Source organism: Mycobacterium arosiense ATCC BAA-1401 = DSM 45069 (genome assembly GCF_002086125.1).
In the GTDB taxonomy this organism is placed as follows: Bacteria; Actinomycetota; Actinomycetes; order Mycobacteriales; family Mycobacteriaceae; genus Mycobacterium; species Mycobacterium arosiense.
Window position 1 is genome coordinate 1 of the sequence record NZ_MVHG01000193.1, and the last position, 1,519, is coordinate 1,519.

Annotated in this window: 2 protein-coding genes; both read right to left on the reverse strand. The window is 65.7% G+C overall.

Annotation, left to right across the window (positions count from 1 at the left end):
- Positions 1-91: 91 nt before the first annotated feature.
- Entirely contained in the window at positions 92-358 is a 267-nt protein-coding gene (locus BST14_RS28010) for a hypothetical protein (RefSeq protein WP_081285083.1), read from the reverse strand.
- A gap of 170 nt (positions 359-528) precedes the next feature.
- On the reverse strand, positions 529-1,377 hold the full coding sequence (locus BST14_RS28015; RefSeq protein WP_064942988.1) for a hypothetical protein: 849 nt from the start codon (positions 1,375-1,377) through the stop codon (positions 529-531).
- Positions 1,378-1,519 lie beyond the last annotated feature (142 nt).

The window sequence follows — 1,519 nt, forward strand, 5'->3', positions numbered from 1 at the left end:
GGTGAGCCGTAGAAACCACGCATCACCGCAATCCCCCACGCGGTGGGGTAACCGTCGTCATCGACCAGGGCGTGATCCTCGGCAGCGGCGCTCATGCCAGAATCCCGCGGTCGTAGTCGGCCCACAAATCGCTGGCATGCTCCACAGCGGCGTCCTCCAATGCGGCCTCGACCGCCTTCGACTCAAGCCACTCAATCTGCCCTCGAAGCTCTGCGATCTGTTGACGCACGCACTGCGCATGGGCCCAGTTGTACGCACGCACCAAGTCAGCTTCGCTGCGCGACAACATCATTTGCGCCTCATCCAGGCTTAGCTGTTCGACGGCGACCGGCTCGTCATCATCGACATAGACGACCATTCTCACAATCCCCTTCGGGTGAGGTGGGCCCGCCCCCAACGGCTTGCCCGTACACCAGTAACACTATCAATCGGCACCGACAGAAAATTAGCTACGGAACCCGTTGCAGCACAGCGCTATAGCGTCCACTACCCCACCACTGTGCCGGGTGGGTGGTGGGGTCGCTGGGATCACTGAGCGTCGACGACGGCGATGCGGGCCGAGCCACCGGCCGCCTCAAGTTCGTGAGCGCGGCGCGCGGCGGCCACCCGATGCACCCGGCGCGGATAGACCCTGCCGTCGCGCTTAGTCCGGGCCTGCGGGTAGGTCCTCTCAAACGCGTCCTGGTCGTCAAACATCAGCACCACACTGACGCCATCGACCTCAGCCACCTCGAGCTGCTCGGCGCTGGCAGCGATGAAGTCGTCAACGGCCTGCAGTTCAGCCACCAGCCCTGCCGGCGGCGCCGCGGTGCTGCGCTCGAACTTGGCGTAACGCTTCGCATCCACACCGAGTAACCGAGCGGTCTCCTCCTTGAGCAGGCCCGCCGCCAGCCGGCGCACGGTGAGGTCACCGCGCTGCTCACCGCGGTACACCTCAACGACGCGGCCGTGCCGGCTCAACTGCCCGGCGGCCCGCCCCACGGCCACATGCTGCAGCGACAGCGGGTAGGCCGCCAGATCCCGCAGAGTGCGCGCGTCGGGATGGGCGTCTTCAAATTCGGCCTGGTCGACCACAGCCCTCAGCACCACGGTGCCTTCAGCCGGCGCCGCGGCGATAATGCGCGCGGCCTCGCCGGCGACAAACTCCTCCATCGCGATCAGCTCGTCGACGAGCTCCGGACCGACCTCCAAGGCACCAGTCTCCCGCGAACGGTATTTGCGCAGATCGACACGCAGCACCGGCACGAGGTCCTCGACGCGCAGACTCAACGCGTTGCGACGAGCGATCAAGTCTGACCACAGGTACGGCGGCTCGTCGATGTCGTCCTCCCGGATGCAGACAGCGGCGGGCGACACACCCGCCAAATCCACTTTCATGATTCCTTCTCCCCTCCGGAGATCTCGGGCCGGCCCCTTGCTGGCCTGCCCTTCCACGCCGATGCTACCAACGCCATGCGACGCTGGCGGTTATCCACCTCGCGCCTACTGCAGACTGGATGATGACTGGCATGCTCAACCC